This window comes from Chromobacterium paludis (assembly GCF_008275125.1).
Lineage (GTDB): Bacteria > Pseudomonadota > Gammaproteobacteria > Burkholderiales > Chromobacteriaceae > Chromobacterium > Chromobacterium paludis.
Genome location: NZ_CP043473.1, coordinates 3997678 through 4021966, shown reverse-complemented (window position 1 = coordinate 4021966; position 24289 = coordinate 3997678). Strand labels below are relative to the sequence as shown.

At 65.5% G+C, this 24289-nt stretch carries 29 protein-coding genes and 5 tRNA genes; 13 read left to right on the top strand and 21 right to left on the bottom strand.

Annotated features, from left to right (window positions below; genetic code table 11):
• Position 1: 1 nt before the first annotated feature.
• From FYK34_RS19080 to FYK34_RS19070, 3 genes are all read right to left on the bottom strand, one after another.
• On the bottom strand, positions 2-1615 hold the full coding sequence (locus tag FYK34_RS19080; RefSeq protein WP_196782542.1) for a glycosyl hydrolase family 18 protein: 1614 nt from the start codon (positions 1613-1615) through the stop codon (positions 2-4).
• 235 nt (positions 1616-1850) lie between these two features.
• Complete coding sequence (locus FYK34_RS19075; protein WP_149299271.1) at positions 1851-2090, bottom strand: acid-shock protein; 240 nt, start codon at positions 2088-2090, stop codon at positions 1851-1853.
• A gap of 131 nt (positions 2091-2221) precedes the next feature.
• Positions 2222-3538: a hemolysin family protein gene (locus FYK34_RS19070; protein ID WP_149299269.1), complete on the bottom strand. Its 1317-nt coding sequence runs from the start codon at positions 3536-3538 to the stop codon at positions 2222-2224.
• A gap of 134 nt (positions 3539-3672) precedes the next feature.
• Here FYK34_RS19070 and FYK34_RS19065 point away from each other — a divergent pair, with 134 nt between their 5' ends.
• Both FYK34_RS19065 and FYK34_RS19060 read left to right on the top strand, forming a co-directional pair.
• Positions 3673-4089 carry an HIT family protein gene (locus tag FYK34_RS19065; RefSeq protein WP_149299267.1) on the top strand — a complete coding sequence of 139 codons (417 nt, stop codon included), beginning with the start codon at positions 3673-3675 and terminating at the stop codon, positions 4087-4089.
• Positions 4090-4115: 26 nt separating this feature from the next.
• Positions 4116-4955, top strand: coding sequence for a sulfurtransferase (locus FYK34_RS19060; RefSeq protein ID WP_149299265.1), 840 nt, complete (start codon positions 4116-4118; stop codon positions 4953-4955).
• A 106-nt stretch (positions 4956-5061) separates the two neighbouring features.
• Here the strand turns inward: FYK34_RS19060 and FYK34_RS19055 are convergent, their stop codons facing one another.
• Both FYK34_RS19055 and FYK34_RS19050 read right to left on the bottom strand, forming a co-directional pair.
• Positions 5062-5658 (bottom strand): alpha/beta hydrolase, encoded by a 597-nt coding sequence (locus FYK34_RS19055; RefSeq protein WP_149299263.1) that lies wholly within the window; start codon positions 5656-5658, stop codon positions 5062-5064.
• Complete coding sequence (locus FYK34_RS19050) at positions 5658-6434, bottom strand: exodeoxyribonuclease III (protein WP_149299261.1); 777 nt, start codon at positions 6432-6434, stop codon at positions 5658-5660. The genes FYK34_RS19055 and FYK34_RS19050 overlap by 1 nt, the downstream gene beginning before the upstream one ends.
• A gap of 75 nt (positions 6435-6509) precedes the next feature.
• On the opposite strand from FYK34_RS19050, the gene pyrE reads away from it, so the two are divergent.
• Together pyrE and FYK34_RS19040 are read left to right on the top strand one after the other, a co-directional pair.
• The gene (pyrE, locus tag FYK34_RS19045; RefSeq protein WP_149299260.1) at positions 6510-7154 is read left to right on the top strand and encodes an orotate phosphoribosyltransferase; all 645 of its coding nucleotides are present in this window, start codon (positions 6510-6512) and stop codon (positions 7152-7154) included.
• A complete protein-coding gene (locus FYK34_RS19040; RefSeq protein ID WP_149299257.1) occupies positions 7154-7741 on the top strand; it encodes a DUF4124 domain-containing protein in 588 nt (195 codons plus the stop codon). Before pyrE ends, FYK34_RS19040 begins: the two co-directional genes overlap by 1 nt.
• Before the next feature lie 66 nt (positions 7742-7807).
• Here FYK34_RS19040 and FYK34_RS19035 read toward each other — a convergent pair whose 3' ends face one another.
• The 7 genes from FYK34_RS19035 to cutA form a co-directional block, all read right to left on the bottom strand.
• Positions 7808-8140 carry a hypothetical protein gene (locus FYK34_RS19035; RefSeq protein ID WP_149299255.1) on the bottom strand — a complete coding sequence of 111 codons (333 nt, stop codon included), beginning with the start codon at positions 8138-8140 and terminating at the stop codon, positions 7808-7810.
• A 122-nt stretch (positions 8141-8262) separates the two neighbouring features.
• A tRNA-Lys gene (locus FYK34_RS19030) sits at positions 8263-8338 on the bottom strand.
• A 33-nt stretch (positions 8339-8371) separates the two neighbouring features.
• A tRNA-Lys gene (locus tag FYK34_RS19025) sits at positions 8372-8447 on the bottom strand.
• A 28-nt stretch (positions 8448-8475) separates the two neighbouring features.
• Positions 8476-8551 (bottom strand) — tRNA-Lys (locus tag FYK34_RS19020).
• Between the two features lie 26 nt (positions 8552-8577).
• A tRNA-Lys gene (locus tag FYK34_RS19015) sits at positions 8578-8653 on the bottom strand.
• A gap of 32 nt (positions 8654-8685) precedes the next feature.
• Positions 8686-8761: transfer RNA gene (locus FYK34_RS19010), tRNA-Lys, on the bottom strand.
• Between the two features lie 123 nt (positions 8762-8884).
• On the bottom strand, positions 8885-9202 hold the full coding sequence (gene cutA / locus FYK34_RS19005) for a divalent-cation tolerance protein CutA (protein ID WP_231137316.1): 318 nt from the start codon (positions 9200-9202) through the stop codon (positions 8885-8887).
• 34 nt (positions 9203-9236) lie between these two features.
• Here cutA and FYK34_RS19000 point away from each other — a divergent pair, with 34 nt between their 5' ends.
• Entirely contained in the window at positions 9237-9677 is a 441-nt protein-coding gene (locus FYK34_RS19000) for an FxsA family protein (protein ID WP_149299251.1), read from the top strand.
• Here the strand turns inward: FYK34_RS19000 and FYK34_RS18995 are convergent.
• A complete protein-coding gene (locus FYK34_RS18995; protein ID WP_149299248.1) occupies positions 9671-9967 on the bottom strand; it encodes a DUF167 domain-containing protein in 297 nt (98 codons plus the stop codon). The two genes, FYK34_RS19000 and FYK34_RS18995, sit on opposite strands and share 7 nt — an antisense overlap.
• A 76-nt stretch (positions 9968-10043) precedes the next feature.
• Here FYK34_RS18995 and FYK34_RS18990 point away from each other — a divergent pair, with 76 nt between their 5' ends.
• From FYK34_RS18990 to FYK34_RS18970, 5 genes are all read left to right on the top strand, one after another.
• Complete coding sequence (locus FYK34_RS18990; protein WP_149299246.1) at positions 10044-10511, top strand: Dps family protein; 468 nt, start codon at positions 10044-10046, stop codon at positions 10509-10511.
• Positions 10512-10600: 89 nt separating this feature from the next.
• Positions 10601-11437, top strand: coding sequence for a TonB family protein (locus FYK34_RS18985; protein ID WP_149299244.1), 837 nt, complete (start codon positions 10601-10603; stop codon positions 11435-11437).
• A 13-nt stretch (positions 11438-11450) separates the two neighbouring features.
• Positions 11451-11828 carry a VacJ gene (locus FYK34_RS18980; RefSeq protein ID WP_149299242.1) on the top strand — a complete coding sequence of 126 codons (378 nt, stop codon included), beginning with the start codon at positions 11451-11453 and terminating at the stop codon, positions 11826-11828.
• Between the two features lie 34 nt (positions 11829-11862).
• Positions 11863-12276, top strand: coding sequence for an acyl-CoA thioesterase (locus FYK34_RS18975; RefSeq protein ID WP_149299240.1), 414 nt, complete (start codon positions 11863-11865; stop codon positions 12274-12276).
• 20 nt (positions 12277-12296) lie between these two features.
• Positions 12297-12782 (top strand): TlpA family protein disulfide reductase, encoded by a 486-nt coding sequence (locus FYK34_RS18970; protein ID WP_149299237.1) that lies wholly within the window; start codon positions 12297-12299, stop codon positions 12780-12782.
• A 130-nt stretch (positions 12783-12912) separates the two neighbouring features.
• On the opposite strand, the gene FYK34_RS18965 is transcribed toward FYK34_RS18970, so the two are convergent.
• The 8 genes from FYK34_RS18965 to def all read right to left on the bottom strand — a co-directional run bounded on the left by FYK34_RS18965 (position 12913) and on the right by def (position 21454).
• A complete protein-coding gene (locus tag FYK34_RS18965; RefSeq protein WP_149299235.1) occupies positions 12913-13674 on the bottom strand; it encodes a HesA/MoeB/ThiF family protein in 762 nt (253 codons plus the stop codon).
• 130 nt (positions 13675-13804) lie between these two features.
• Positions 13805-15073: a sigma-54-dependent transcriptional regulator gene (locus tag FYK34_RS18960; RefSeq protein WP_114061344.1), complete on the bottom strand. Its 1269-nt coding sequence runs from the start codon at positions 15071-15073 to the stop codon at positions 13805-13807.
• Complete coding sequence (locus FYK34_RS18955; RefSeq protein ID WP_149299232.1) at positions 15073-17175, bottom strand: sensor histidine kinase; 2103 nt, start codon at positions 17173-17175, stop codon at positions 15073-15075. Before FYK34_RS18955 ends, FYK34_RS18960 begins: the two co-directional genes overlap by 1 nt.
• Positions 17175-17771: a DUF4390 domain-containing protein gene (locus FYK34_RS18950; protein ID WP_231137315.1), complete on the bottom strand. Its 597-nt coding sequence runs from the start codon at positions 17769-17771 to the stop codon at positions 17175-17177. The genes FYK34_RS18955 and FYK34_RS18950 overlap by 1 nt, the downstream gene beginning before the upstream one ends.
• Positions 17734-18978 (bottom strand): 16S rRNA (cytosine(967)-C(5))-methyltransferase RsmB, encoded by a 1245-nt coding sequence (rsmB, locus tag FYK34_RS18945; RefSeq protein WP_149299230.1) that lies wholly within the window; start codon positions 18976-18978, stop codon positions 17734-17736. The genes FYK34_RS18950 and rsmB overlap by 38 nt, the downstream gene beginning before the upstream one ends.
• A gap of 71 nt (positions 18979-19049) precedes the next feature.
• On the bottom strand, positions 19050-19907 hold the full coding sequence (gene htpX, locus FYK34_RS18940) for a zinc metalloprotease HtpX (RefSeq protein ID WP_149299227.1): 858 nt from the start codon (positions 19905-19907) through the stop codon (positions 19050-19052).
• 48 nt (positions 19908-19955) lie between these two features.
• Positions 19956-20879 carry a methionyl-tRNA formyltransferase gene (gene fmt / locus FYK34_RS18935; protein ID WP_149299225.1) on the bottom strand — a complete coding sequence of 308 codons (924 nt, stop codon included), beginning with the start codon at positions 20877-20879 and terminating at the stop codon, positions 19956-19958.
• A 71-nt stretch (positions 20880-20950) separates the two neighbouring features.
• A complete protein-coding gene (def, locus tag FYK34_RS18930; RefSeq protein ID WP_103321703.1) occupies positions 20951-21454 on the bottom strand; it encodes a peptide deformylase in 504 nt (167 codons plus the stop codon).
• 125 nt (positions 21455-21579) lie between these two features.
• Between def and FYK34_RS18925 the strand changes: the two genes are divergently transcribed.
• Genes FYK34_RS18925 through FYK34_RS18915 form a run of 3 tightly spaced genes read left to right on the top strand, consistent with a single transcriptional unit; the run spans position 21580 to position 24186 of the window.
• Positions 21580-22617, top strand: coding sequence for a LysM peptidoglycan-binding domain-containing protein (locus FYK34_RS18925; RefSeq protein ID WP_149299223.1), 1038 nt, complete (start codon positions 21580-21582; stop codon positions 22615-22617).
• On the top strand, positions 22614-23696 hold the full coding sequence (gene dprA, locus FYK34_RS18920) for a DNA-processing protein DprA (RefSeq protein ID WP_149299220.1): 1083 nt from the start codon (positions 22614-22616) through the stop codon (positions 23694-23696). Before FYK34_RS18925 ends, dprA begins: the two co-directional genes overlap by 4 nt.
• 31 nt (positions 23697-23727) lie before the next feature.
• Positions 23728-24186, top strand: a complete 459-nt coding sequence (locus FYK34_RS18915; protein ID WP_149299218.1) for a DUF494 family protein — start codon at positions 23728-23730, stop codon at positions 24184-24186.
• The last annotated feature ends 103 nt before the right edge of the window (positions 24187-24289 follow it).

The following is a 24289-nucleotide window of genomic DNA, read 5'->3' as shown; positions in this document are numbered from 1 at the left end:
CTTACTGCTTCTTAGCCGCCTTGCCCTTGGCGGCCGTCGCCGCGCGGAACTTGGCCGCCGTCGCCGCGTCCTGCCGCACCTCGGCGCTGGTCTTCAGCAAGGTGGCTTGCGCGTCGTCGCCGTCCAACGACCAGCTGAACACGCCGCCCAGCTGCTGCTGGCGCACATAATCCAGCTTGCCGCGCAGGGTGGCCGGATCGTCATAGCTCCAGAACTCGTTGCCGTCATAGGTCCAGAACTGCTTGGCCACCGGGTTGGAGAACTGCTTGGCGTTGCGGCCCACCAGCACGCGGTAGTCTTCTATGCCCTGCTCGTAGGTGCCCTTGGCCGGACCGGTGGCTACTTGATACAGGCCATCGCCCTTAGGCCCCGCCGCCACGCCGGCCCAGCCGCGGCCGTAGAACGGCAGGCCGACGTTGATCTTGGCGCGCGGCACGCCGGCATTGACCAGGGTCTTCACCGCGTCGTCGACGTTGTAGTAGACCTGATCGCCGGTCACCGGCGCGGCCGGATCGCGATAGAGGTTGGATTGGAAGTTGGTCGGCCCCTTGGCCTCCCAGCCGCCGTGGAAGTCGTAGGTCATCACATTGATCCAGTCCAGATACGCGCTGTACTTGTCCGGCTCGGTGTTGCGGATCTTGTCGACGCCGGAGCCTATGGCCGCGGTCAGGTAATAGCGGCGCTTGTTGGCCGTGGACAAGGCGTTGAGCTGGTTGCGGAACTCCGCCATCAGCAAGGTGAAGTTCTGCTTGTCGTTAGGGTCGACCGTATTGGTCGGCAGGCCGCCGCCGCCCGGGTATTCCCAGTCGATGTCGAAGCCGTCGAACACGCCCAGCGCCGCGCCCGGACCGCCGGCATCCTCGCCCTTGGGCAGGTTGCCCTTGATATAGAGGTCGATGCAGGAGCTGACCAGCGCCTTGCGCCCGGCATCGGTGGCGGCGACTTTGCCGAAGTTCTTGGACCAGGTCCAGCCGCCCAGCGATATCAACACTTTCAGCTGCGGATTGGCCAGTTTCAGCTTGCGCAGCTGGTTGAAGTTGCCGCGCAGCGGATCGTTCCAGCTGTCGGCCTTGCCGTCCACCGACTCGTTGGCGGCGAAGGAGCGCTGGTAATCTGCCCAGGCGTCGCCGCCGTCGCCATTGCCGTTTTCCGCCTTGGTGACCATGCCGCACTGGCCGTTAGCGTAGACGTTGCCGAAAGCGTAGTTCAGGAAGGTCAGCTGCTTGTCGCCGCCGGACTTGACCAGATCGCTGACCTTGTAATTGCGCTGGTAGATGCCCCATTGCGTGAAGTAGGAGCCGACATTGCGGCCGACCGTCGGTTTGGGTTCCGGCGGCACGCCGTTGCCCGGCTGGTTCGGATCGCTGGGCGTGCCCGGCGTGCATTCGCTGGCCGGCCGCTCCTGCCAGGCGCCCCACTGGCTGCTGCCCGGCTGCTCGCCCTGAGTCCACCAGCTGGCGCGCCAGGTTTTGCCATTAAACGTGGCGTAGTCGCCCGCGTTGTAAACCTGGCCGCTGCTCCAGGCCGCGCAAGTGGGCGCGGCGTATACCGCCTGGGTCAGCGCGAAGGCGGCGCCGACGGCCAGCAGCGTGCGCGACAACGAAAAATGCATCATGGTCTTCTCCTCTGTATCGATGGTGAGGCGGCATATCGCCCGGTGACGCCTGCAATCTCCGACATGAAATCATCATGTGGTATTACATTGGTATCAGCATCGAATATCTGTAGTTGAATACAAGGGGAGAATCACTTACCTGTCATTTCGTACAGTTTGCACGCCGCCATTCGTTTCCAGAAAAGAAAAAGGAGGCTTGCGCCTCCTTTTGCCGTTATCGGGACAGCCCCGCCGCTCAGCCCGCCTTTTTCATCGGGTGGTGCTTGTGGTGGTGATGCTTCTTGTGATGAGGCTTCTTGGCGGCCTGGGCCTTTTGCGCGGCGGGCTCGGAGCCGGCCTTCTTGGCATGGTGCTTCTTGTGATGCTTGGCCTTGTGGTGATGCATGGCGGCCGGGGCCGAAGCGTCGGCGGCGTAGGTGGCGACGGAAGCCAGGCCCAGGGTGGCGGCCAGCAGGAGGGCGGTCAGTTTCTTCATGGTCAGTCTCCCGAATCAAGGTGGGGGATCGTTGTCTGGCGCGCCGCGCGGCGCATCCTTGAAACCATCTTAGGCAGGCCCCCCCACCCCGTCTGTGAGCCGCGTGTAAGCGGGTGTAACCATTCGTAATGTCAGCGGGCGGACTCGGCCTCGGCCGGAGCGGGCGGAATCAGGGTCACCAGCAGCTGGTCGATGCGGTAGTTGTCTATGTCCACCACCTCGAACTTGTAGCCCTCGAACTCCACGCTGTCCGTGCGTTTGGGGATGCGGCGCAGCATATACATCATGAAGCCGGCGATGGTTTCGTAGTTCTCGTCGTCGGGGAAGGACTCGATATCCAGCGCGCGCAACACGTCCTCCACCGGCGTGGCGCCGTCCACCAGCCAGGAGCGGTCGTCGCGGCGCACGATCTGCTCTTCCTGGAACTGGCTGACCAGATCGCCCATCACCGTGCTCATCAGGTCGTTCAGCGTGATCACGCCCACCACCAGCGCGTATTCGTTCATCACCACGGCGAAGTCCTCGCGCGAGGCCTTGAAGCGCTCCAGCAGCTCGGACAGCGTCAGCGAATCCGGGATGATCAGCACATTGCGTATCGTCAGCTCGCGCTTCATCGACAGGCTCTGCTGGTTGATCAGCCGCATCAGGATGTCCTTGGAATCGACATAGCCGATCACCGAGTCGATCACGCCGTCGCACACCAGGAACTTGGTATGCGGATGTTCGGCGATCTTCTGCTTGATGCTGGCTTCATCCTCGTGCAGCGTGAAATAGACGATGCTCTCGCGCGCCGTCATCGACGACGGCACGGTGCGGCTTTCCAGCTCGAACACGTTTTCAATCAGATGATGCTCGCGTTGCTGCAGCACGCCGGCCTCTGCGCCGGCGTCCATCATCGCCAGCAGGTCGGCCGGGGTCAGGTCTTCCGGCCGCGCGGTCGGCACCCCCAGCATGCGGAAGAACACATTGGCCAGGCCGTTGAACAGCCACACCAAGGGGCGGAACAAGGCGACGCAAAACAGCATGGGCCGCACCACCATCAGCGCGATGCGCTCCGGCGCCACCATGCCCAGCCGCTTGGGCATCAGGTCGGCAAACAGCACGAACAGCGCGGTGACGGAAACGAAGGACAGGATGAAGCTGAGATGTTCCACCCACTCCGCCGGCGTCAGCAGATGCAGCAGGGTGGCGAAGTAAGGCGTGAACGCCGCCTCGCCCAGGATACCGGCCAGGATGGCCACGGCGTTGAGCCCAATTTGCACCACGGTGAAGAAATAGCCGGGCTGGTCCTGCAGCTCCAGCACCCGTTCGGCATTGTGATTGCCCTCTTCCGCCAGTTGCCGCAGCTTGATCTTGCGCGCGGCGGCCAGCGAGATTTCCGAAATAGAAAAGAAAGCGCTGGCGGCGATCAGGATGGCGATGACGAAGAGGCTGTTGACGAAACTCACGATGATTCCCGGCTGGTTATGATTCTGGAACACCCATCGGCAAGGCCGACTCCATCAGTATAACAGACCGCCATGACTGCCCCATTGCGCATAGCGGGGGTAGAATCAACAAACCGTTAGAACGAAAGCAAACCATGGATTGCGAATTGTGCCGCGCGCCGGCCGGCGAATTGCTGTTCCAGGACGCGCGGCTCCGCGTTGTTCTGGTGGATGAGCCCGGCTATCCCGGCTTCTGCCGCGTCATCTGGCAGGCCCACGCCGCCGAAATGACCGACCTCTCGCCCGCAGACCGCGCCCACCTGATGGACTGGGTCTACCGCACCGAAACGGCGCTGCGCGAGCTGCTGCAACCGGCCAAGATCAATCTGGCCAGCCTGGGCAATATGGTGCCGCACCTGCACTGGCACGTGATCCCTCGCTTTGAAGACGACGCCCACTTCCCCAGCCCGATTTGGGCCGCGCCGCGCCGCGAAGCCGCGCCCCGCGCCTTCCCGAACCTAGCCGAACGGCTGCGCGAACGGCTGCGGGCCACCGCCCATCCATCGAACTGATGCCCACCAGATACGAAAGGAATACCATGTACCGAACGCTAATCCGCGCCGAGGAACTGCTGGCGCTGCCGCCTGAACAACGGGTTTTACTAGACTGCCGCTACCAGCTGGACAATCCCGACTATGGCCACGCCGCCTATGAGCAAGGCCACATCCCGGGCGCCCACTACCTGCATCTGGACTACCATCTGTCCGGCAGCAAGAACGGACACAACGGCCGCCATCCGCTGCCGGACGGCCAGAGGCTGGCGGTGGACCTGGGCGCGCTGGGCGTCGGCGAAAGCACCCAGGTCATCGCCTACGACGACGGCAGCGGCCAATACGCGGCGCGCGCCTGGTGGCTGCTGCGCTGGCTGGGCCACGGCAAGGTAGCGGTGCTGGACGGCGGCCTGTCCGCCTGGCTGGCCGCCGGTGGCGCGATAGATCAGGAAGCGCCGCAGCGCCGCCCCTGCCGCTTCACCATGCACCAGGGTTTGCAGCGCCCGCTGGATGTGACGGACATATTGGCCAATCTGGACGACAAGCGTTTCACCGTGGTCGACGCGCGCAGCCCGCAGCGCTTCCGCGGCATAGGCGAAACCATAGACCCGGTGGGCGGCCATATCCCCGGTGCGGCCAATCGCTTCTTCATGGACAATCTGACCGCCGACCAGCATTACAAACCGGCGGCGCAGCTGCGCGAAGAGTGGCAAGCGCTGCTGGGCGAAGGCTTCGACCCGGCCGCCATCGTGCATCAATGCGGCTCCGGCGTGACCGCCTGCCAGAACCTGCTGTCCATGGAAATCGCCGGTTTTGCCGGCAGCCGGCTCTATCCCGGCTCCTGGAGCGAATGGTGCAGCGACCCGGCGCGGCCGGTGGAGCGCTGAGGGCAGGACCAAGCGCCCTCTCGCGGAAATCCTTGCGCGAGGGAGAGGCGGCGAAGACTGGCCTCCTGGCGATCGGCGGAACGCCCGGCCTTGCCGGGCTTCCGCCCTACCCCAGCATCAGCCGCTGCAGCAGGCTCTGGCCTGCCGGCCAACTGCCCAGGCCGGCGTGGCTGCCCATGTGGCCGCAGCGGCCGGCGTCGAACAGCCGCGCTCCCCAGCCCTCGGCCATGCGCGCCGCCTCGGCGAAATCGCAGAACGGGTCGTCATGGCTGGCGGCGACGATGGCCGGCAGCGGCAGGCGCCACGCCTCGGCCGCCTCGAAGCCGGCGAAATCCGGCAAGGCCGAGCCTGCCTGCAGCTCGCCGCTGGCCCGCGCGGTTTCCGGCAGAATGGGCAAGGCCGGCGGCGCCACCAGCAGCGCGCCCTTGATCCGGCGCTGATCCGCCAAAGACGCCTGCCGCAGCCAAGCCGCCGTCGCGTAGCAACCCAGGCTGTGCGCGGCGATGACCAGTTGGCCCGGAATATCGGCTACCGCCGCCGCCAGTCCGGCCACCCAGGCGTCGCGGCGCGGATACAGCCAGTCCTGCTGGACGACCCGCCGCGCCAGTGGATAAGTCAGCTCCCAGCGGCTCTGCCAGTGCGCCGGACCGGAGTCGCCCCAACCGGGAACCGTCAGCAGCGTCACATCATCGTCGTCCCACATCACAGCGGCCGGCGGTAATCGACGATCAGCGGCGCGTGGTCGGAGAACTTCTCGTCCTTGTAAACGCTGGCGGATTCAGCCAGCTCCATCAAGGACGGCGTGACGATGTGGTAATCAATGCGCCAACCCACGTCCTTGGCGTAAGCCTGGCCGCGGTTGCTCCACCAGGTGTAGCCCGGCGCGTCCGGGTAGAGATTGCGCCACACGTCGCGCCAACCCACGCGGCCCAGCAGATCCGTCATCCAGGCGCGCTCCTCCGGCAGGAAACCGGAATTCTTCAGATTGCCCTTCCAGTTTTTCAGGTCGATCTCGTTGTGCGCGATGTTCCAGTCGCCGCAGATCACGATGTCGCGGCCGGCGGCGCGCAGCGTTTCCAGATGCGGCATGAACACGTCAAGGAAGTCGAATTTCACTTGTTGGCGCTCGTCGCTGCTGGAGCCGGACGGCAGGTACAGCGAGACCACGGACAGATTGCCGAAATCCAGCTGCAAAAAGCGCCCCTCGGCGTCTATCCAGTCCACGCCCAGCCCTTCCACCACCGCATCCGGCTGATGGCGGGTATACAGGCCGACGCCGCTATAGCCCTTCTTCTCCGCGTAGTGGAAATAACCGGTCAGGCCATCCGGCGCGCGCATGCGCTCGGACAGATCGCCGGCCTGCGCCTTCAACTCCTGCACGCAGACGAAGTCGGCGCGGATGGTGGCCAGCCAGTCGAAAAAGCCTTTCTTGTCCGCGGAGCGGATGCCGTTCAGGTTGGCGGAAACGATTCGAAGCAAGGGTGTCTCCCGTGGTATGCTTGCGGCGATTTAAGCCGCCATTCAAACAGTTAACGATTTCATCAAGGAGTAAAGATGAGCGATTTCCGTCAAGAGTTTATTCGTTTTGCGCTCGACAAGCAGGTTTTGAAGTTTGGCGAGTTCATCACCAAGGCGGGTCGCCAATCCCCTTACTTCTTCAATACCGGCCTGTTTAATGACGGCGAGTCCACGCTGAAGCTGTCGCGCTTCTACGCCCAATCCATCCAGCAGAGCGGCGTCGAGTTCGACATGCTGTTCGGCCCCGCCTACAAGGGCATCATCCTGGCCGCCGCCGCCGGCATGGCATTGGCCGAGCGGGGCCGCAACGTGCCCTTCGCTTACAACCGCAAGGAAGCCAAGGACCACGGCGAAGGCGGCACCCTGGTGGGCGCGCCGCTCAAGGGCAAAGTGCTGATCATAGACGACGTGATCTCGGCCGGCACCTCGGTGCGCGAATCCGTGGAAATGATACGCGCCGCCGGCGCCACGCCGGCCGGCGTGGCCATCGCGCTGGACCGCATGGAGCGCGGCCAGGGCGAACTGTCCGCCGTCCAGGAAGTGGCCAAGCAACACGGCCTGCCGGTAGTGGCCATCGCCACGCTGAAGGACCTGCTGGGCTATCTGGAAAACCATCCGGAAATGGCCGCCCACCTCGACGCGGTACGCGCCTATCGCGCCCAATACGGAGTCGATTACTGATGAAAGCGCTGGCCGGATCGCTGCTGCTATTGTGTTCGCTGGCCCACGCCGGCGTGTACAAATGGGTGGATGACTCCGGCAAGACGCATTACAGCGACGCGCCGCCTCAGCAAAACCAGAGCCGCGGCGTGGCGGAGCTGAGCAAACAGGGCGCGATGAAGAAACCGGCGGAGACGGAGGCGCAACGGCTCAGCCGCGAGGCTTCCGCCGCGGCCGCGCGCCAGGCGCAGCAAAAAAGGCTGGAGGCCATCCGCCACGACCAGGCGCTGACCCAGGGCTACTCGACGCTGGCCGAGCTGCAGGCCGACCGCGAGAAACAGCTCGCCGTGCTGCAGTCGGCCTATCATGCGCTGGAACTGCGCGCGCAGGGACTGGCCCTCCAGCAGCGAGACCTGCAACGCGACCTGGAGCAAAGCCGCAAGTTGCGCCAGCCGCCGCCGGCCAACACCATCCACAACCAACAAGTGCTGCAGCAGGAACAGAAGGCACAGCAAGCTCTGCTGGCGGCCAAACGCGCCGAGATCGCGGCTTACCGCCAGAAAATGCAGCAGGACCTGCAGCGCTATCGTCAGTTGATAGGCCAGTAAGCTTGGATCGGCCAACAAAATTAGTTTCATGCTTGAGGCAAGCCGGGCCGCGGCAGGAGGGTTGTGCTACTGGCCGCCGTCCTTGCGCTGCCAGGCCTGCTGCAGGACCTGCGTGGCTTGCTGCATGGCCTGCTGCGCGGCGCCGGCCGCCGCCGTGGCATTGCCCAGTTCCTGATTGGCCCGCTCCAGGTCGGCCTGGGCGCCGGCCAGCTTCTGCTCTGCCAGCGTCTTGGCGTCCTGCGCGGCCTTGACCCGCTTGTCGGCCTGCTGCTGCTGGTTTTGCGCCTGCTGGAAAGCCATTTGCGCCGACAGCAGCTGCTCATCCGCCGTCTGCGCCAGCGCGGCGCCGCACCACAGCCCCGCCAGCAGCCATCCGCATTTCATGAATTTACGCATCATGCTCCCCTTTCCAAATCATTCGGGCTAGACCCGCCATTATGCGGCAAGCCGGCGCCCGGCGACATCGCGAACGCGGAAAACAAAAAGCCCGGCGTCGAAACGCCGGGCTTTTTGAGGAATGCTGGTGGGTCGTGAAAGGCTCGAACTTTCGACCTACGGATTAAGAGTCCGCTGCTCTACCAACTGAGCTAACGACCCAGCGAAAACAATCTCGGCCAAGAAGCAGGATGGTGGTGGGTCGTGAAAGGCTCGAACTTTCGACCTACGGATTAAGAGTCCGCTGCTCTACCAACTGAGCTAACGACCCATCCTGAAACACTGCATCATAAACTTGATGGTGGGTCGTGCGGGATTCGAACCTGCGACCAACGGATTAAAAGTCCGCTGCTCTACCAGCTGAGCTAACGACCCGCACAACGTACGGCACATGTCTTGGATGGTGGGTCGTGAAAGGCTCGAACTTTCGACCTACGGATTAAGAGTCCGCTGCTCTACCAACTGAGCTAACGACCCGTCCGGGACATGCAATACACTATATCAAGCTTTGGTGGGTCGTGCGGGATTCGAACCTGCGACCAACGGATTAAAAGTCCGCTGCTCTACCAGCTGAGCTAACGACCCATGCGAGAGACCGGAACTATAATGAAACCCTTCAGCGCCGTCAATACGTTATTGCAGATTTTTTCGCAACCGATGCCAAGCGGGAACGATGGCCGACTTGACCGGTCGCAAACAAAACGCGGCTCAAGCGCCCGTCCCACTTGAAAGCACGCTCTGCGATACCCATGTCAGGTAGGCGGGCAAACCCTGAGCCAAGGGCCAGGCGACGATTTCCGGGACCTCGTAGGGGTGCAAAGCCAGCAGCCTGGCTTCCAGTTTCGCATAGGCATCGCGGCGGGTCTTGATCAGCAGCGGCACCTCGTCGGCCCGCTCCACCGCGCCCTGCCAGCGATAAACCGAGCGGCAAGGCGCCAGAATATTGACGCAAGCGGCCAGCCGCTCGCTCACCAGGGTCTCCGCGATGCGTTCGGCCGTTTCGGCGTCCGGAACATTGCAGACCACCAATACACATTCGTCAGATGGAAAAGAATTCACGATGCGCGCACTCCCGCTATTGTTGCTGATTTACCCCTTCGCCGAGATCGCCGCGCTGGTGGCGCTGGCCGACCGCATCGGCGGCTTGGCCGTTTTCCTGCTGGTCATCCTGTCTTCCCTGCTGGGACTGTGGATGCTGCGCAACCAGAAGCTGGGCGCCTTGTTGACGCTGGGCAGCGTGATGCGACAGGGCGACAAGGTTTCGCTGTACTCGCTGCTGTGGCCGCTGCGCTACGCGCTGGCCGGCCTGCTGTTCCTGCTGCCGGGCCTGCTCAGCGACCTCGCCGCCATCCTCTTGCTGCTACCGCTGAAGGGCCCGGACATCCAGTTGCGCACGCCTGGCGCGGGTCCGGCTAGCGAACCGGCCGCCGGCAGCGACATCATCGAGGGCGAATACCACCGCGTGGACGAGGAAACGCCGCCCGGCCGTCGGCTTCAGTGAAGATCGAACAAGGCCAGCACGGCGGCGGCGTCCAGATCGCACTGGATTTCCACCACCTTGTGCCGGTTCTTGTCGCCGGACAGCAAAGACACGTCGCGCTTGGCCACCCCGAAGCGATCCGCCAGCCAGGCCAGCAGCGCGGCATTGGCCTTGCCGTCCACCGGCGGCGCGGCCAGCCGGATTTTCAGGCAGTCGCCATGCTCGCCGGCCGGCTCCGTCTTTTTGGCGCCAGGCTGCACGTGCAGCGTCAGGCGCACGCGGCCGGCTTGGCAGGACAACCAGGGTTTCATCGCCATTTCCCGACAAAACGGGGAGTGTAGACCAAAACGCGGCCAGCCTGCACGGCCGCCACACAGGAGCATCGTCATGGATATCGGCATCAACGAACAAGACCGCCAACACATCGCCGAGGGCTTGTCCCGCCTGCTGGCCGACAGCTACACCCTGTACCTGAAGACGCACAATTTCCACTGGAACGTCACCGGCCCGATGTTCAACACCCTGCACCTGATGTTCGAGACCCAGTACACCGAGCTGTCGCTGGCCGTGGACGCCATCGCCGAGCGCATCCGCGCCCTGGGCCACTACGCGCCGGGCAGCTACGCCGATTACGCGCGCCTGACCTCCATCCCGGAAGCCGCCGGCGCGCCGCCCAAGGCCGAAGACATGATCCGCCAGCTGGTGGAAGGCCATGAAACCATCTGCCGCACCGCGCGCGGCATTTTCGAAGTGGTGGAGCACGCCAGCGACGAGCCGAGCGCCGATCTGCTGACCCAGCGCCTGCAGGTGCATGAGAAAACGGCCTGGATGCTGCGCAGCCTGCTGGAGAAATAAGTCCGTTCCCGGCCACCTGCCCCGCCGCGCCCCGCGCGGCGTTTTCGCGCGCGGCCGTGCTACACTCCGGCAAAGTCCGGAAACTCGACATGGCCGACCGTCTGCCCTTTCTCCGCCCCCATGTGCCCGACAACCGCCCGCTGTGGCTGATGGCGGGCTTATCCCTGCTGGCCCACTTGGCGCTGCTGAGCCTGGGCGGATTCGCGCCGCCAGTCGCCCCCATCCAGCCTCCCAGTCCGCTGCAGATCACCCTGCGCCCTCGCCACGCGCCCGCCCCGGCCGCGCCGCTCACCGAAAGAGTGGCGGAAGACAATAGACAGGGCGCCGGCAACACGCCTGAGCCGCGACAGTTGCTCAGCCGCAGCGAACCGCCCAAGCCCACCGCCGCGCCCGCGCCGGCGGAGCAAACCGCGGCGCCGCTCAACCGCATCGCGCGCGACGCGCCCGCCCCCAGCCAGATGGCGGCGACGCCGCCGGCCGCCAAGGTCAGCACCGGCTCCCTGCTGGCCCAGGTCGGCGCGTTGTCGCGCGGCGGCGACGACGCGGCCGCCGACAACGACAAGGAAAGCGGCCAGACCGGCAATCATCTAGGCGAGGCCGCGCGCGGCTACCCTTGGGCCCGCTACCAGGCCGACTGGCGCATGAAAGTGGAGCGCATCGGCAACCTGAATTATCCCGAAGAGGCCCGCCGCCAGGGCTTGCACGGCGCGGTGACGCTGGAGGTGACCATCGCCGCCGACGGCAGCCTGCGCGGCCAGCGCGTCACCCGCTCGTCCGGCTCGCCGGTGCTGGACCAGGCCGCCCAACGCATCGTAGAACTGGCCTCGCCGTTCGCGCCATTTCCGTCCGCGCTGACGCGCTTCCCCACGCTGCGCATCAGCCAGAAATTCGTCTTCACCCGCGACAACCTGTTGTCCAGCCATTGAACAAGGATGCATCATGTTTGAAGTCAACCGCAGCCTCGCGCTCTTGCGCCCGCAGGCCCCGTTTCTCGCCTGGCTGAAAAGCCTGCCCGGCGGCATCGACCCGCAACTGACGCTGGAGGCGCTGGCCGCCGACTGCAACGCGCTGCTGATCCCGCCGGCCGAGGACGCCGACGCCGCCCGCCGTTTCGTCCAGCAAAGCTACCGCCAGCTGTTCGAGGCCGAGCTGGCCGACTGGTGCGAGGACGAGGACCTGTGGCCGCAGAACATCAGTCCCAACCTGTTCCAGCAATGGTTCAAGGTGGAAATCCATTCGGTGCTGACCGATCTGGTCCCTGAGCCGCTGGCGCGCGAAGCGTTCACGCCGCTGGACCTGGACGGCGGCGCCGACTAAAGCCACGCCAACACACCTAAAGAGGGGAAAACACATGGCGCATGAAACACGGATCAAGGTCCGCGGCTATCATCTGGACCTGTTCGGCCACGTCAACAACGCGCGTTATCTGGAGTTCCTGGAGGAAGCGCGCTGGAACTGCTTCGAAGACAGCGGCGCCCTGCCGCACTTCCTGCAAAGCGGCCTGGCCCTGGCCGTGGTCAACATCAATATCGACTACGCGCGTCCGGCCACCATGGGCGAAATGCTGGTCATCGAAAGCACCGTCAAGTCCATCGGCAACCGCAGCGCGGTGATTCACCAGCGCGTGCTGCTGGACGGCACCGACACCCTGGTGGCCCAGGCCGACGTCACCTTCGTGGTGTTCGACCCGCGCGCCAACAAGGCCGTGGTGCTGGAAGGCCCGCTGCGCGACGCGCTGGAACTGATACAGGCCAAGTCGGCCTGAGCCGCAATTAGGAAGACGAGATGAAGAAAGGTTTGCTGATTCTGGTGGCCCTGCTGGTGGTGGCCGGCATCGCTTATTCGCTGCTGTTCGCGCGCCAGCCGGCGCCTGAGGTCAAGCTGACGTCGATAAGCGGCGTCAGCACCAGCACTTCGGCGCTGAAGGGCAAGGTGGTGCTGGTCAACTTTTGGGCCACCAGCTGCCCCGGCTGCGTGGAGGAAATGCCGGAGATCAAGAAACTGCACCAGGACTACGCCGGCCGCGGCCTCAACGTAGTGGCGGTGGCGATGAGCTACGACCCGCCCAACTACGTGCAGAGCTTCGTCGCCAAGTATCAGCTGCCCTTCTTCGTCGCGCTGGACACCCAGGGCGACGTGGCCAAGGCCTTCGGCGACATCCAGCTCGCGCCCACCACCTTCCTGATCGACAAGCAGGGCAACATCATCAAGCGCTACGTCGGCGTGATGAACTTCCCCGAAGTGCGCAAGCTGATCGAGCAGCAGCTGTAATCCCCCCGTAGGGCGGAAGCCCCTGACCGAGCGCGGCAAGCGTAGCGGCGCGAGGGAATCAGGGGCGTTCCGCCACTACCCGCCGTCCACGCTCCACAGGCGGAACGCCCGGCAAGGCCGGGCTTCCGCCCTACGCTCCGCACACGGCGCAAGCCGGATCGCGCGGCACGCGTATCTGCTTGAAGCCGCCATTCAACGCGTCATACAGGGTCAGCCGCCCCAAGACCGGCGGCACGCCGGCCAGCAGCTTGACCGCCTCCACCGCCTGCAGGCTGCCGATCACCCCCACCAGCGGCGACAGCACGCCAAACGTCGCGCACGGGCCGTCATTCGCCTCGCCCTCATCCGGAAACAGGCAGTGATAGCACGGCGAGGCGGCGTCGCGGCTGTCGAATACCGCCAGTTGGCCGGAGAAGCGCACCGCCGCGCCGGATACCAGCGGCACGCGCGCCGCCACGCAGGCGCGATTGACCGCGTGGCGGGTGGCGAAGTTGTCCGAGCAGTCCAGCACCAGATCGTGCGCCGCCACTTCCTCGACCAAACGCGCCCCCGACAAACGCTCTGCCAGCGGACGGACTTCGATGGACGGATTCAGGGCCAGCATACGCCGCGCGGCGGATTCGGCCTTACCCTGCTTCAGGCTGGCCGTATCGTGGGCGATCTGGCGCTGCAAATTGGACAATTCCACCATGTCGTCATCGACGATGGTCAGATGGCCGACGCCGGCGCTGGCCAGGTACAGGGCTGCCGGCGAACCCAGACCGCCGGCGCCGACGATCAGCGCGCGCGCCGCCAGCAGCCGGCGCTGGCCATCAATGTCTATCTCCGGCAGCAGAATGTGCCGGCTGTAACGCAGCAGCGCCGCGTCGTCGAGATCACGCTCGAATGCCATGTGGTGCTCCAAATGCGAAACGCCAGCCCTGGGGCTGGCGTCGATAAGCGATTGCGGCCAAACAAAACGCCTGAGACAAGGCGCGCCACTCTGACAGCTCACAGCCGCAACGCAGTCCCAGATGGTGGCTTTACTCCTCCGCCACCTTGCGCGCGAACTTGATGCCCAGCTGCTTCAGCTTGCGGTACAAGTGGGTGCGCTCCAGGCCCACCTTCTGCGCCACCCGGCTCATATTGCCGTTCTCCAGCGAGATGTGGTACTCGAAGTAGCGCCGTTCCAGCTGTTCGCGCAGCTCGCGCAGCGGAATGTTGAAGTCGAAGCCCGACTCCTCCACCGGCTTTTCATGGCGGAACTGCGCCAGCACCTTGTTGACCTCGGCGGCGTCGATCTCGTCGGATTCGGCCGTCAGCGCCAGGCTCTTGATGATGCTGCGCAGCTGCTCCAGATTGCCCGGCCAGTCGTACTGGCGCATGGCGTTCAGCGCGGCGGTAGTCAACTTGCGCGCCGGCACCTGCTTGGACTCCACCAGCTCCACCAGGATTTGCTCGGCGATGAAGGTGATGTCCTCGGAATGCTCGCGCAGCGGCGGGATCGGCACGATCACGCTGGACAGCGCGGTCAGCAGGCGGTTGTCGCACTCCGGGTCCACCAACAGCTCCTGCAGCGGACGGCTGCAGGAACAGATCAGGCGCACATTGAAGCGGTCCAGCTTGGACAGCAGGAACAGCAGGCCCTGCTGCACGCGGCGGCTGTATTGGCCGATCTCCGGCAGGTAGAGCACGCCGTTATTGGCCTTTTGCAGCAGCTCCAGCGGCGCGTCGGCCAGCTGCTCCAGCTTGGCCGGCGTCACCCACGGCGTGTTGCCTTGGTGAAAGAAGCGCGCCACCAGTTCGAAGCCGGAGCCGGATTCGCCGGTCAACAGCACCGGCGACTTGACCTTGGCCACGCGTTCCAGCTGGCGCTTCAACTCCTGTATCGGCTCGCTGCGGCCCAGCTTGTCCAGGTTCAGCGAGGTATTGGCCTGCATGTCGCCATACTTCAGCGCGCGCTGCACCGTCGTCAGCAGCTTTTGCAGCGCGATGGGCTTTTCCAGGAAATCGAAAGCGCCGATGCGGGTAGCCTCCACCGCGGTGTCTATGCTGGCGTGACCGGACATCATCACCACCGGCATATTGAGCAAGCCGGACTTGGCCCACTCCTTCAGCAGGGTCACGCCGTCGCAATCGGGCATCCAGATGTCCAGCAGCACCAGCGCGGGACGCGTCTGGTTGCGCAACTGCCGCGCCACCTCGGCATTTTCCGCCAGGGCCACGGTATAACCTTCGTCCTGCAGGATCTCGGAGAGCAGTTCTCGGATACCGATCTCGTCGTCCACAATCAAAATATCGCTGCTACGCATTAGGCCTCCAGCAATGGCAGGGAGAGAAGGACGCGCGCGCCTTGCCGTTCGGCGTTCCCCAAGATGACCTGACCATGGTGCTCTTCCATAATCTTCTTGACCACGGCCAGTCCCAGACCGGTGCCCTTGGCTTTGCTGGTCACATAAGGCTCGAACGCGCGCCGGAGGATGTCCGGGCCGAAGCCCGCCCCATTGTCCTCGACGCAGACGAGCGCGTTTCCTTCTTCTTGTCGGCTGCTAATTTGAATCATCGGGATGCCAACGTCAAGGACTGCGTCCTGCGCGTTCTGCAGCAGGTTGTGCAGCACCTGGCGCAGCAGGGCGGCATCGCCCATGATCATCAGCGGCATGTCGTCCAGCGCAATCTTAACAGCAGGATTGGATTCGTAAAGAGTCATGACTTCTCGAATCACCTGATTGAGATCAAGTTTGACCAGTTTGATCTTGGGCGCGCGGGCGTAATCGCGGAACGCCTCCACCATGCTCTTCAGCGCGCCGACCTGCTTGATGATGGTGTCGGTGGAGCGTTTCAGCATGTCGGCGTCAGGACCTTCCAGCTTGTCGGCCAGCTTCATCGCCAAGCGTTCGGCCGATAGCTGGATGGGGGTCAGCGGGTTGCGGATTTCGTGCGCCAGCCGCTTGGCCACCTCGCCCCAGGCCGCGTCGCGCTGGGCGCGGGCCAGCTCGGTGATGTCGTTGAACACCAGCACGTAGCCATCGTCGGAGTGCTCCGGCAGGCGCGCGCCGCGCACCAGCAGCGCGCGCTCGCCGTGGCTAGTCTCATAGTTCAGCTGGGTCTGCCAATCGGTTTCCACATCGCTGTCGGCGTGCTGCATGACCGTTTCCACCAGCGGCGTCACCGCGGGGATTTCCCGCCCCCACTCAGGGAAACGGAGTTCGGCCAAACGGCCGAATTCCACGCCCAGGATGCGCGAGGCGCTGCTGTTGGCGGCGCGGATCTGCCAATCGCCGCCGAAGGCGATGACGCCGGCCGACAGGTTGGCCAATATGCTTTCCAGATAAAGCTTGCCGCCTTCCAGCTCGCCGCGGCTCTTTTCCGCCTGTTGCCGCGCCTCGTCCAATTGCTGCGTCATACGATTGAACAAGGTAGTCAACATGCCCAATTCATCGCGCCGGTACACCGGATGGCGCTTGGAGAAGTCGCCCTGCGCCACCGCGCGCGTGCCGGCGGCCAGCTCGGACAAGGGCGCGGACAGGCGCTCGGACAGGAACAGGGCGAAGGCCAGCGCGGCAGTCAGCGCCAGCAGCACCGCCAGCGCCAGCGTCAGCATGTAGAAGGTGCGCAGGCCATGGCGCGCCAGCAGCAGCTGGCGGTATTCAGAGCGAGCGCTCTCGATCTGCTCGGCGTCGCGGCTGATGTCGGCCGGCGCGGCCTGGCTCAGCTGCAGCACGCGCGTTTCCTCGCCCGCCGTGCGGTAGGCCATCAGCACGCGCAGCGTCAGACCGCTGTTGCCGTCGTTTTCTATGCTTTGCTGCGGGTGCTGCAGGCGCACGCCGCGCAGCGCCTCGCGCGAGAGCGGCATGACGCGGCCATCGCCGACGTGCGCCAGCATCTGGCCGCCGCTCCGGTTATAAATGGCGATTTCCTTCAGCCCGAGCTGGTCGCGCAGCCTATCCAGGCGGCCCGGCAATCTGGCGTCGTCCAGGGGCTGCACCTCGTCCAGCACCAGCCTGCCCTTGCGGCCGACATCATCCAGCACGTAGTTCAGCGCGCTGCGCCCCAGCACCAGGCCGCGGTCCAGCGCCGCCTCCACCTTGACGTCGAACCAGCTCTCGATGCTGCGCGTCAGGAATTGCGCCGACACGGTGAATACCAAGAGGCCCGGCACCAGCGCGACGCCGGCGAACATCAGCGCCAGCTTCTGCGTCAGCTTGGCGCCGAACACCCGGTTGCGCACGCGCTGGCGCAGGCGCAGCAGCTGCCGCGCCACCACGCTGAGCAGGGCCAACAACAGCAGGCTGTTCAGGCCGAACACCCACCAGTAGTAATCGTTGAGCTTGGACGCGTTGCCCGTGGCCACCGCCAGCAGATAGAGCAGGATCGCTCCTATCGTCGCCATCGCAATGGAGGCGTAGCGCATCAGCCGGCGTCCTTCATGTCGAGCTTGACCCAGTCGGACTCCAAGGTCCAGTCGTCGGAACCCAGCGCGTTCATCTGAAAGGGCTTGGGCAGTTCGCCGATATCGAGCAGCAGCCGCACCTGGCCGGCCACGTCGCCCGCCTTCCTTGGGTCCAGCGTGCCGGGGTTGAGCACGCGCCAGCCCTGGATGGCGCCTATGGTGGCCAGCGCCTCGCGCAGGGTCGGGTAATAGTTGGACAGGCTGCCGATGCTGACGCGGTAACGGCCGGTCAGCGGCTGGTAGGATAGTTTGAAGCCGATCTGCGCGTGCGGGTCAAACCACTCGCGCAGGCTCAGGTAATAGGCCGTGGTGCGCGGCCGGGTGAGCTGGAACTCCAACCGGAAACCGAGCACCACGCCCTGTTGCAGGGCCTCGTTCAGGCTGGGCGTCAGCCGCGTCAGGAAACGCGTGCTGACCGCCAGCGTGCCATCAGACATCACCTCCGCCTCTGCCCGGCGCACGGCTATGGTGTCGGCCCAGGCCGCGGTGGCCAGACAGCACAGCAGCAGCCCGATCAGGCTAATGTTTTTGAAGCAGCGCGTAATAAAAGCCGTCATGACGCTCACAGGGCAACAGTTGCTCCTCTCTCAGGCTCACCGCGTCCGGGTGGCGCCGCAGGAAGCTCTCCAATTGCTGGCAGTTCTCTTCCGGAAAAATCGAGCAGGTAGCGTATAGCATTTTGCCGCCGCTGGCGAGCAAGGGCCACAAGGCGTCGGCCATGGCCGCCTGCTGCCGTCCCAGGGCCGCGAAATCGCCGGGGCGGCGCAGCCATTTGATGTCGGGATGACGGCGCGCCACGCCGGAGGCGGAGCACGGCACGTCGGCCAGAATGCGGTCGAACGGCCGGCCATCCCACCAGCTGTCCGGCTTGGCCGCGTCGGCCTCGCGCAGCTCGGCGGTCAGCCCCAGTCGCTCCAGATTGTCGCCCACCCGGCCAAGCCTGGCCGCGTCGATGTCCAGCGCCATCAGTTCGATGTCGGCCCGCTCCAGCATATGGCCGGTCTTGCCGCCGGGCGCGGCGCAGGCGTCCAGCACGCGCAGGCCCGGCTGCAGGTCCAGCCAGTGCGCGGCGCGCTGCGCGCCCTCGTCCTGCACCGACACCTCGCCTTCGGCGAAGCCCGGCAAGTCGCGCACGCCCACCGGCTTGGCCAGCTGCACGGCGTCGTCGCCCAGAGCGGTCGCCGCCATGCCGGCCGCCTCCAGCCGCGCCAGATAATCCGCCACCGAGCCCTCGCGGCGGTTGACGCGCAGAGTCAGCGGCGGGTGGCTGTTGCTGGCGGCCAGCACGGCCTGCCACTGATCGGGATAGGCCTGGCGCAATTTCGCCACCCACCAGTCCGGATGATTGGCGGCGGCCGCTTCGTCCACGGCGGCGAGGATTTCCTCGCGCCGGCGCAGGAAGTTGCGCAGGGCGCCGTTGACCAGGCCCTTGAACTTGCCGCCGGCAATGCCGGTGGCCGAGGTGACGGCCTCGTTCACCACCGCGTACGGCGCGGCGCGCGTATGCTGCAGCTGGTACAAGGCCACCAGCAACAGACGCTCCAGCAGCGGCTCCGGCAACGGCCGCGGCACCAGCTGGCGCAGGCAGTGGCGCAGGACGCCCAGATGGCGCAGGCCGCCATAGCTCAGGTCTTGCAGCGCGCCGCGCTCCGCCGGGTTCAGCTGCGGATGCTGGCGATGGGCTTCTGCCAGCGCGTCGGTCAGGGTGGTGCCGGCCTCAATGCGGCCCAGAATGTCGGCGGCCAGCCGCTGGATGTGATGCATGGGGAGTCTTTCGATGAAGCAAGGCCAGTCCACGCTGGACTGGCCTGAGTCGGATAGTCAATATTAAACGTTTAGTACACGCCGCGCGCCATGTCGTTGAGCCGCGCGATGCGCTCCTCGGTGTGCGGGTGGGTGCGGAACAGGTCGCCGACGCCGCCCGAGCCGGACAGGGGATTGATGATCATCATCTGCGCGGTTTCCGGATGCGCCTCGGCCGTCGGCATGGCGATGCCCTGGGCGTAGTATTCGATCTTCTGCAAGGCGGAGGCCAGCGCCAGCGGATCGCCGGAAATCTCCGCGCCGCCGCGGTCGGCCTCGAACTCGCGCGCGCGCGAAATCGCCATCTGGATCAGGCTGGCCGCCACCGGCGCCAGAAAAGCGACGGCCAGGCGCGGCAGCAGGCCCACCGGCTGGCCGTTTTCGTCGCGCCCGCCGAAGAACATGGCGAAGTTGGCCAGGGCGGAAATCGCGCCGGCCATGGTTGCGGAGATCGTGGAAATCAGCGTGTCGCGATGCTTGACGTGCGCCAGCTCATGCGCCATCACGCCGCGCAGTTCGCGGTAGTCCAGCATGCGCATGATGCCGGTGGTGGCGGCCACCGCCGCGTGTTCCGGGTCGCGTCCGGTGGCGAAGGCGTTGGGCTGCTCCTCGTGGATCACGTAGACGCGCGGCATGGGCAGGCCGGCGCGCTGCGCCAGCTCCGCCACCATGCCGTAGAATTCCGGCGCGCTGTGGGCGTCCACTTCCTGCGCGTTGTACATGGACAGCACCATGCGGTCTGAATTCCACCAGGCAAACACGTTCAGGCCGCCGCCGAACAGCAGCGCCAGCAACATGCCGCCCTTGCCACCCAGCATGCCGCCGATCAGCGCGAACAGCGCCAGGATCGCGGCCATCAGCACCGTGGTCTTCAACCAGTTGTCGTTCATGCTCTCCCTCTCGAAGCCTGCCGATTGATCAAACAGAGGCTTGGAGCCTTATTCCCCCAGCCGGGTTCCCACCAGGCTGGCGCGGCCGGCGACGAAGTCGCGCGCGGCCAGACGCTTGCCGCCGGCGGCCTGCAGCACGCTCAGCCGCACCAGGCCCGCGCCGGCGCCCACCAGCACGCCGTCGGCGTCGGCCGACACCACAAGGCCGGGTTCGGCCTGGCCGGCTTCGGCGCTGGCCATCCACAGTTTCAGCGGCTCGCCATTAAGCTGGGTGAAGGCGCCGGGCGCCGGGTTGTAGGCGCGGATGGCGCGCGCCACATCCTCCGCGGGCAGCGTCCAGTCCACCTCCGCCTCGGCCTTGCTCAGCTTCTGCGCGTAAGTGACGCCGGCTTCCGGCTGCTTCACCGGCGCGATGGTTTCCAGCCGGCCCAGCGTCTCCACGATGGCTTGCGCGCCGCAGGCCGCCAGCTTGTCGTGCAAGGTGGCGGCGGTTTCGTCGGCGGCAATGGCGACAGGATGGACGCTCAGCATGTCGCCGGTGTCCAGGCCCACGTCCATCTGCATGATGGTGATGCCGGTTTCGGCGTCGCCGGCCAGGATGGCGCGCTGAATGGGCGCCGCGCCGCGCCAGCGCGGCAACAGGGAGGCGTGGATGTTGAGGCAGCCGCGTGCCGGAATCTCCAGCACATCCTGCGGCAGAATCAGGCCGTAGGCGGCCACCACCATCACCTCCGCGCCCATGTCGCGCAGCATCTGCTGCGCCTCCGCGTTGCCGCGCAGTTTTTCCGGCTGTTCCACGCGCAGGCCATGGGCCAACGCCACTTCCTTGACCGGGCTCGGCTTCAGCTTCATGCCGCGGCCGGCGGGGCGGTCCGGCTGGGTCAGCACCAGCGGTATCTCATGGCCCGCGTCTATCAGCGCGCGCAAGGCGGCGGCGGCGAATTCCGGCGTGCCGGCGAATATCAGTTTCATCGTGCTTGTTTCCCGCTAATGACAACGGCGCTGCCCTGCAGCGCCGTTGATCACCGGCTTGTAGGCCGGTCTTACATATTTTGTTTTTCGCGTTTCTTCAGCTTGCTGCGGATGCGGTTCTGCTTCAGCTGTGACAGCCGCTCCACAAACACCACGCCGTTCAGGTGGTCGATCTCATGCTGGATGCAGATCGCCAGCAGGCCATCGGCCTCCAGCTCGAACGGCTTGCCGTCGCGATCCTGCGCCTTCACCTTGACGTGCTCGGCGCGGGTCACCTTGTCGTAGATGCCGGGCACCGACAGGCAGCCCTCTTCGTAGACGGTTTCGCCGTCCTTCTCGACGATTTCCGGGTTGATGAACACCCGGCGCTCATCGCGCTCCTCCGAGATGTCCATCACCACCAGCCGGTAGTGGTAGTCCACCTGGGTGGCGGCCAGGCCGATGCCCTTGGCCTCGTACATGGTCTCGAACATGTCGTCGATCTGCTGCTGCAGAGCGGCGTCAAAGACTTCTACCGGCTTGGCCACGGTGTGCAGCCTGTCGTCCGGGTAATGCAAAATGTTCAACAGCGCCATCGCTATCATTCACTCCAAGTTGTCGTATCGCCGCGCCCGCGTGGATAATAGAGCGGTTCGGCGCAGCTTCGTTCAGCCCCCGGCCGCGGCGTCTGTCGGCCGGCATCAAGAATTGGAATCCATTCATGCTTAAGCGCATTATATCGCTAGCCCTGGCCTTGGCGCTGTCCCTTCCCGCATGGGCCGACGAATTGACCGTCAAATCGGACGCCCCGTCGCGCTATACCGTGAGCAGCGGCGACACGCTGTGGAGCATCGCCGGCCGCTATCTGAACAACCCCTGGCAATGGCCGCAGCTGTGGCGCATGAACCGCGAGCAGGTGCGCAATCCGCACTGGATCTATCCCGGCGACGTGCTGGTGCTGGACTACGTCAACGGCCAGCCCAGGCTGTCGCTGGACACCAGCCAGCCGCGCGAGGTCAAGCTGTCACCCCAAGTGCGGCCCGAGAAGCTGGACCAGGCCATCGCCAGCATTCCGGCGGACGCCATCGAGCCTTTCCTGGCGCGGCCGCTGATCGTCGATCCCGTCCGTTTCGCCTCCGGCCCGCGCCTGATCGCCGGCCCGGACGAACACCTGAGCCTCAGCACCGGTGACCGCGTCTACGCCAGCGGCGTCGATGAAGCCGGCAGCTGGCAGGCTTACCGGCTGGGCAAGACGCTGCTGGATCCGGACACCCAGCAGGTGCTGGGCGTCGAGGCGGTATATGGGGGCGATCTGGTGGTAGACAAGCTGCGCCCTGACATCCAGACCCTGCGCATCCGCAGCGTGGCCGGCGAGGTGCTGGTGGGCGACCGCCTGGTGCGCGCGCCCAAACAGTCCTTCGTCAACTACGTGCCGCGCCCGGCCGAGGAAGACCTGCACGGCAAGATCGTATCCGCCTATCAGGGCGTCGCCGGCGCCGCGCAGTTCTCCACCGTATCCATCAACCTGGGCAGCGCCGCCGGCGTGGAGCCGGGCATGGTATTCGGCATTTTCAAAAAGGGCGGCATGATCGAGGTCGGCAACGCCGACGGCAAGAAACGCCTGGCCCACCTGCCCACCGAACAAGCCGGCGAACTGTTCGTCTACCGCGTGTTCGACAAAGTGGCTTACGGCCTGGTGCTGAACAGCGACGGAGCGGTCTACGTCGGCGATAGCGTCGCCGCGCCGCAGAGCGAATGAGCGACGCCGCGCGCGACTGGCTGCGGCTGGCGCTGACGCCCGGCATCGGCCCGGTGGGTTTCTTGAAGCTGATCGACGCCTTCGGCTCCGCCGGGTCCGCCGTGGCCGCCCGCGCCGCGCAGACCGAAAAGCTGGTGGGCCGCGAAGCCGCCGAAGCGCTGCAGAACGGCGCGGCGGCCGAAGCCGTGGATGCCGCCCTGGCCTGGGCCGAGGGCGACGGCTGCCATCTGCTGACCCTGCTCGACGACGACTACCCTCCGCAGCTGGCCGAAGCGGCCTCGCCGCCGCCGCTGTTGTTCGCGCGCGGCCGGCGCGAGCTGTTGGCGCGCCCCATGCTGGCCGTGGTCGGCAGCCGCGCCGCCACGCCGCAGGGCAAGCGCAATGCCGAGGACTTCGCCGCCGCCCTGGCCGCCCACGGCTACACCATCGTCAGCGGCCTGGCCAGCGGCATCGACGCCGCCGCCCATCAGGGCGCGCTGGCGCACCCGGCCTCCACCGTCGCCGTCATCGGCACCGGCATCGACCGCGTCTACCCGGCGTCCAACCGTCAACTCGCGCACCGCATCGCGGCCGAGGGCCTGATCCTGTCTGAATTTCCATTGGGTTTCGGCCCGCTCTCCGGCAATTTTCCGCGCCGCAACCGCATCATCGCCGGCCTGGCGCGCGGCTGCCTGGTGGTGGAGGCCGGCACCGCCTCCGGCTCGCTGATCAGCGCGCGGCTGGCGATGGAGAGCAACCGCGAAGTGATGGCGATACCGGGCAGCATTCACAACGCCCAGGCCCGCGGCTGCCACCGGCTGATCAAAGACGGCGCGCGCCTGGTGGAAACGCCGGAGGAAGTGCTGGACGAGGTGGGCAGGCTGGGCGCCAGCGCCCCGGCGACGCCCCCGCCGCGCCAAGCCGGGCCAGCCAGCCCATTGCTGGAGGCGATGGGCTGGGAACCGGTGCTGGCGGACGCCCTGGCCGACGCCGTCGGGTTGACTGGGGCAGAGGTTTACGCGATGCTGCTCGAACTGGAGCTGGACGGCCAGGTGGCCAGCGTGGCCGGCGGCCGTTTCCAGCGCCTGGCACAAAACTGAACGCGCGGCGTTCCCTCGCAGAAATCAAGCCATGTTTGACGTACTCACCTATTTATTCGAGCAATACAGCGACCCGAACGCCTTTGGCGACCGCGGCGCTTTGACGCGCCAGCTGAACGCAGCCGGTTTCGAGGAAGACGAAATCGGCGAAGCGCTAGACTGGCTGGACAGCGTCAGCGAAGCCAGCGTCGAACCCTATCTGGGCGCCGACGAGGGCAGCGGCCTGCGCTTCTATGCCGACAGCGAACAGGAACACCTGCCGCCCGACGTGCGCGGCCTGATCCAGTTCCTGGAGGATAACGGTGCCTTGTCGCCGGCCCAGCGCGAAATGGTGATAGACCGGCTGCTGGAGCTGGACAGCGAGGACCTGGACGTGGACAACACCAAGCTGCTGGTGCTGATGGTGCTGTGGGCGCAGCAGGCTGAGCTGCCCATCCTGCTGGGCGAGGCATTGCTGGAGGCTGTGCATGGCGAACCAACCATGCAATAGCTTGTCAGCCCCAGTGCGGCGGGCTTAACATGCCGCCGATTGATCGTGACCCCATTTAGTATTCAAGAGCGCCCTTGCGCTCTTGTTTTGTTTGACGGATATA

What these genes read in the sequence shown, in the direction of transcription:
- pyrE (WP_149299260.1), top strand. Translation starts at nt 6,510, where the DNA reads ATGAGCGATTTCCGTCAAGAGTTTATTCGTTTTGCGCTCGACAAGCAG.
- FYK34_RS18975 (WP_149299240.1), top strand. Translation starts at nt 11,863, where the DNA reads ATGGCGCATGAAACACGGATCAAGGTCCGCGGCTATCATCTGGACCTG.
- FYK34_RS19055 (WP_149299263.1), bottom strand. Translation starts at nt 5,658, where the DNA reads ATGTGGGACGACGATGATGTGACGCTGCTGACGGTTCCCGGTTGGGGC.
- FYK34_RS18970 (WP_149299237.1), top strand. Translation starts at nt 12,297, where the DNA reads ATGAAGAAAGGTTTGCTGATTCTGGTGGCCCTGCTGGTGGTGGCCGGC.
- fmt (WP_149299225.1), bottom strand. Translation starts at nt 20,879, where the DNA reads ATGAAACTGATATTCGCCGGCACGCCGGAATTCGCCGCCGCCGCCTTG.
- FYK34_RS19035 (WP_149299255.1), bottom strand. Translation starts at nt 8,140, where the DNA reads ATGATGCGTAAATTCATGAAATGCGGATGGCTGCTGGCGGGGCTGTGG.
- FYK34_RS18960 (WP_114061344.1), bottom strand. Translation starts at nt 15,073, where the DNA reads ATGCGTAGCAGCGATATTTTGATTGTGGACGACGAGATCGGTATCCGA.
- htpX (WP_149299227.1), bottom strand. Translation starts at nt 19,907, where the DNA reads ATGAACGACAACTGGTTGAAGACCACGGTGCTGATGGCCGCGATCCTG.
- FYK34_RS19000 (WP_149299251.1), top strand. Translation starts at nt 9,237, where the DNA reads ATGCGCGCACTCCCGCTATTGTTGCTGATTTACCCCTTCGCCGAGATC.
- FYK34_RS18950 (WP_231137315.1), bottom strand. Translation starts at nt 17,771, where the DNA reads ATGACGGCTTTTATTACGCGCTGCTTCAAAAACATTAGCCTGATCGGG.
- dprA (WP_149299220.1), top strand. Translation starts at nt 22,614, where the DNA reads ATGAGCGACGCCGCGCGCGACTGGCTGCGGCTGGCGCTGACGCCCGGC.
- FYK34_RS18985 (WP_149299244.1), top strand. Translation starts at nt 10,601, where the DNA reads ATGGCCGACCGTCTGCCCTTTCTCCGCCCCCATGTGCCCGACAACCGC.
- FYK34_RS19075 (WP_149299271.1), bottom strand. Translation starts at nt 2,090, where the DNA reads ATGAAGAAACTGACCGCCCTCCTGCTGGCCGCCACCCTGGGCCTGGCT.
- FYK34_RS18995 (WP_149299248.1), bottom strand. Translation starts at nt 9,967, where the DNA reads ATGAAACCCTGGTTGTCCTGCCAAGCCGGCCGCGTGCGCCTGACGCTG.
- FYK34_RS18965 (WP_149299235.1), bottom strand. Translation starts at nt 13,674, where the DNA reads ATGGCATTCGAGCGTGATCTCGACGACGCGGCGCTGCTGCGTTACAGC.
- FYK34_RS19040 (WP_149299257.1), top strand. Translation starts at nt 7,154, where the DNA reads ATGAAAGCGCTGGCCGGATCGCTGCTGCTATTGTGTTCGCTGGCCCAC.
- FYK34_RS19065 (WP_149299267.1), top strand. Translation starts at nt 3,673, where the DNA reads ATGGATTGCGAATTGTGCCGCGCGCCGGCCGGCGAATTGCTGTTCCAG.
- FYK34_RS18955 (WP_149299232.1), bottom strand. Translation starts at nt 17,175, where the DNA reads ATGCGCTACGCCTCCATTGCGATGGCGACGATAGGAGCGATCCTGCTC.
- def (WP_103321703.1), bottom strand. Translation starts at nt 21,454, where the DNA reads ATGGCGCTGTTGAACATTTTGCATTACCCGGACGACAGGCTGCACACC.
- FYK34_RS18915 (WP_149299218.1), top strand. Translation starts at nt 23,728, where the DNA reads ATGTTTGACGTACTCACCTATTTATTCGAGCAATACAGCGACCCGAAC.
- FYK34_RS18980 (WP_149299242.1), top strand. Translation starts at nt 11,451, where the DNA reads ATGTTTGAAGTCAACCGCAGCCTCGCGCTCTTGCGCCCGCAGGCCCCG.
- FYK34_RS18990 (WP_149299246.1), top strand. Translation starts at nt 10,044, where the DNA reads ATGGATATCGGCATCAACGAACAAGACCGCCAACACATCGCCGAGGGC.
- FYK34_RS19060 (WP_149299265.1), top strand. Translation starts at nt 4,116, where the DNA reads ATGTACCGAACGCTAATCCGCGCCGAGGAACTGCTGGCGCTGCCGCCT.
- FYK34_RS18925 (WP_149299223.1), top strand. Translation starts at nt 21,580, where the DNA reads ATGCTTAAGCGCATTATATCGCTAGCCCTGGCCTTGGCGCTGTCCCTT.
- rsmB (WP_149299230.1), bottom strand. Translation starts at nt 18,978, where the DNA reads ATGCATCACATCCAGCGGCTGGCCGCCGACATTCTGGGCCGCATTGAG.
- FYK34_RS19080 (WP_196782542.1), bottom strand. Translation starts at nt 1,615, where the DNA reads ATGATGCATTTTTCGTTGTCGCGCACGCTGCTGGCCGTCGGCGCCGCC.